2 protein-coding genes are annotated in these 3,845 nt (G+C 62.7%); both read right to left on the bottom strand.

The window, feature by feature from the left end; all coding sequences use genetic code 11:
- Nucleotides 1-118: 118 nt before the first annotated feature.
- Complete coding sequence (gene exaC / locus ACSFE6_RS31170) at nucleotides 119-1,639, bottom strand: acetaldehyde dehydrogenase ExaC (protein WP_435431210.1); 1,521 nt, start codon at nucleotides 1,637-1,639, stop codon at nucleotides 119-121.
- Between the two features lie 156 nt (nucleotides 1,640-1,795).
- A complete protein-coding gene (locus ACSFE6_RS31165) occupies nucleotides 1,796-3,571 on the bottom strand; it encodes a PQQ-dependent methanol/ethanol family dehydrogenase (protein WP_435431209.1) in 1,776 nt (591 codons plus the stop codon).
- Between the last annotated feature and the right edge of the window lie 274 nt (nucleotides 3,572-3,845).

Genomic DNA, 3,845 nt, shown 5'->3' with positions numbered 1-3,845 from the left:
CCCCCCCCCCCCCCCCCCCCCCCCCCCCCCCCCCCCCCCCCCCCCCCCCCCCCCCCCCCCCCCCCCCCCCCCCCCCCCCCCCCCCCCCCCCACAAGGGTAGTGGTGTTCTTGCGAGGGTTAGAAGAATCCAAGCGGATTGATGTCGTAGCTCACCAGCAGGTTCTTGGTCTGTTGATAGTGATCGAGCATCATCTTGTGGTTTTCCCGACCGACGCCAGACTTCTTGTAGCCACCAAATGCCGCGTGCGCCGGGTACAGGTGGTAGCAGTTGGTCCACACGCGCCCGGCCTTGATCGCCCGGCCCATGCGGTAGGCGCGGTTGATGTCGCGGGTCCACAGGCCGGCGCCGAGGCCGAACTCGCTGTCGTTGGCGATGGCCAGAGCTTCGGCTTCGTCCTTGAAGGTGGTGACACCCACCACCGGGCCGAAGATTTCTTCCTGGAACACACGCATCTTGTTGTGCCCCTTGAGCAGGGTCGGCTGGATGTAATAGCCGCTGGACAAGTCACCTTCCAATCGCTCGGCCGCGCCACCGGTGAGCAACTGGGCGCCCTCCTCCTGCGCAATGTTGAGGTACGAGAGGATCTTGTCGTATTGCTGCTCCGATGCCTGGGCGCCGACCATGGTCTCGGTGTCCAGCGGGTTGCCACGCTTGATCTTGACGATTTTCTTCATGACTTCGGCCATGAACGGCTCATAGATCGACTCCTGCACCAGTGCCCGGGACGGACAGGTGCAGACTTCTCCCTGATTGAAGAACGCCAGCACCAGGCCTTCGGCGGCTTTCTCGATGAACGCGGGCTCGGCCTGCATGATGTCTTCGAAGAAGATGTTCGGTGACTTGCCGCCCAGTTCAACAGTGCTCGGAATGATGTTCTCGGCGGCGCAATGCAGGATGTGCGCACCCACCGGGGTCGAGCCGGTGAAGGCGATCTTGGCGATGCGCTTGCTGGTGGCCAGCGCCTCGCCGGCTTCTCGACCGAACCCCTGGACGATGTTCAGCACGCCCGCCGGCAACAGGTCGGCGATCAGTTCGGCGAAGACCATGATCGACAGCGGCGTCTGCTCCGCCGGCTTGAGCACGATGCAGTTACCGGCGGCCAGGGCCGGCGCGAGTTTCCAGGCGGCCATCAGCAACGGGAAGTTCCACGGAATGATCTGCCCGACTACGCCCAATGGCTCGTGGAAGTGGTAGGCCGTGGTCAGCTCGTTGATCTCGGCGGCACCGCCTTCCTGGGCGCGGATGCAACCGGCAAAGTAACGGAAATGGTCCGCCGCCAGCGGCACGTCGGCGTTGAGGGTTTCGCGCACGGCCTTGCCGTTGTCCCAGGTCTCGGTGACGGCGAGGATTTCCAGGTTCTGTTCGATGCGGTCGGCGATTTTCAGCAACACCAGCGAGCGGTCCTGGGCCGAGGTCTTGCCCCAGGCGTCAGCGGCGGCATGGGCGGCGTCCAGGGCCTTGTCGATGTCGGCGGCACTGGAGCGCGGGAACTCGGCTATCACTTCGCCGTTCACCGGCGAGGTGTTGGTGAAGTACTCGCCATTGACCGGCGCGACGAATTGGCCGCCGATGAAGTTGCCGTAGCGAGGTTTGAAGGAAACGACGGCGCCAGGTGTTCCGGGTTGGGCGTAGATCATGATGAGGCCTCTGTCTGGGTCGATACAGTGTTTTTTCTGTAGGAGCGAGCTTGCTCGCGATGGTCGCCAACGATGACACTGGGAGCCTGACACCCCGCGGTGTTTTTCAGTCCATCGCGAGCAAGCTCGCTCCTACAGAGGAGGGATTAGCCGGGATCAATGCTTGGCTACGAGATCTTTCGGCAACTTGAAGGTCCAGAGCATGCCGCCCTGGTTGAAGTCCTTCACGCGCTTGGCCACTTCGCCGCCCCACAGCGGTACGGCGCCGCCCCAGCCGGAGAGCACCGAGACGTACTGCTCGCCGTCCATTTCCCAGGTCACGGGGGAGCCGAGTACGCCGGACCCGGTCTGGAACTCCCAGACCTTTTCGCCGGTCTTGGCATTGAACGCCTGCAGGAAGCCCTCTGGCGTTCCGGTAAACACCAGATTGCCCTTGGTGGTCAGTACCCCGCCCCACAACGGCGCGAAGTTTTTGTGCCGCCAGACTTCCTTGCCGGTCTTCGGATCGATGGCCCGCAGCACGCCGATGTAGTCTTCATTCAACGGTTTGATGGTGAACCCGGCACCGAGGAACGCCGCGCCTTTCTTGTAGGCGATGCCCTCGTTCCAGATGTCCATGCCCCACTCGTTGGACGGCACGTAGAACAGGCCGGTGTCCCTGTTGTAAGCCATTGGCATCCAGTTTTTCGCACCCAGGAACGCCGGCGCCACGAACACCGAACTGCCCTTGGCTTCGGAACCCGGTGCCCCGGGGCGGCTGGCTTCGTTGTAGATCGGGCGGCCGTCTTTATCCAGGCCCGTGGCCCAGGTGATCTTGTCCACGAACGGGAAGCCGCGGATAAATTTGCCGTTGGTGCGATCCAGCACGTAGAAGAAGCCGTTACGGTCGGCGGTGGCCGCCGCTTTGATTTCCTTGCCGCCTTCGCTGTAGTTGAACGACACCAGTTCGTTCACGCCGTCAAAGTCCCAACCGTCGTGGGGCGTGCTTTGGAAGTGCCATTTGATGGTGCCATCGTCCGGGTTCAGCGCCAGGCGCGATGACGAGTAGAGGTTGTCGCCCGGCCGCAGGTGCGAGTTCCACGGTGCCGGGTTACCGGTGCCGAACAGCAGCAGGTTGGTTTCCGGGTCGTAATAGCCGCCAAGCCAGGGCGCTGCACCGCCGGTCTTCCACAGGTCGCCCGGCCAGGTCTTGCCCGCCTCGCCGCCGGAGATGCCGTTTTCCACGGCCTTGCCGCCCTTGTATACGTAACCCATGTGGCCCTCGACCGTCGGCCGGGTCCACAGCAGATCACCGTTTTTCGGATCGTAGGCCTCGATCTTGCCCACCACGCCAAACTCACCACCGGCCACTCCGGTAATCAGCTTGCCATTGATCACCAGCGGCGCGGCACTGATCGAGTAGCCTTCCTTGTGGTCGGCGACTTTCTTGCTCCAGACCACCTTGCCGGTGTCCTTGTTCAGCGCCACGAGCTTGGCGTCGAGGGTGCCGAAGATCACCAGATCACCGTAAAGCGCAACGCCGCGGTTGATCACGTCGCAGCAAGGACGAATGTCATCCGGCAGGCGTGCGTCGTATTGCCAGAGCTTCTTGCCGGTGCGCGCATCCACGGCGAATACCCGCGAGTAAGAGCCGGTCATGTACATCACACCGTCCTTGATCATCGGCTGCGCCTGTTGGCCACGCTGCTTTTCGCCGCCGAACGAGAAAGCCCACGCCGGGCGCAGCTCCTTGACGTTGTCGACGTTGAGAATGTCCAGCGGGCTGTAGCGCTGACCCTGAACGCCCAGGCCGTTGGTCACGACCTGCTCGGGGTTCTTCGGGTCCTGGAGAATGTCCTGGTCGGAAACCCCGGCCAATGCCTGGCCGGACAACAGCATGGCACTGAGCAACATGCTCAAGACGAAGGGCTGGCGACGTGCGGGTTGAGTCATGACGGCTTCCTCTGCGGTTTTTGTTGTATGCGCGGGAAATTTTCCCGGTCTGGTGCAGATTCTTGGGCGCCGGCGCCTGGACAACAATTGGCCGCAATGTGGAGATTTCTAGTTCCTTGGTAGGGGATGAGTGCTGCAAATGATCGTTCACACAGTTCCCCTGTGGGGGGGGGGGGGGGGAGGGAAGCAAACAAAAACCCCACACCCACAGCAACAGAAACCCCCCTTCTCTCGGACACTCTACCCCACCATCGGAGGGAGGAGGCGGCACGTG

Origin of the sequence: Pseudomonas baetica (genome assembly GCF_051216495.1) — a bacterium.
Taxonomy (GTDB): Bacteria; Pseudomonadota; Gammaproteobacteria; order Pseudomonadales; family Pseudomonadaceae; genus Aquipseudomonas; species Aquipseudomonas baetica_B.
This window is presented reverse-complemented; position numbering and strand designations above follow the sequence as displayed.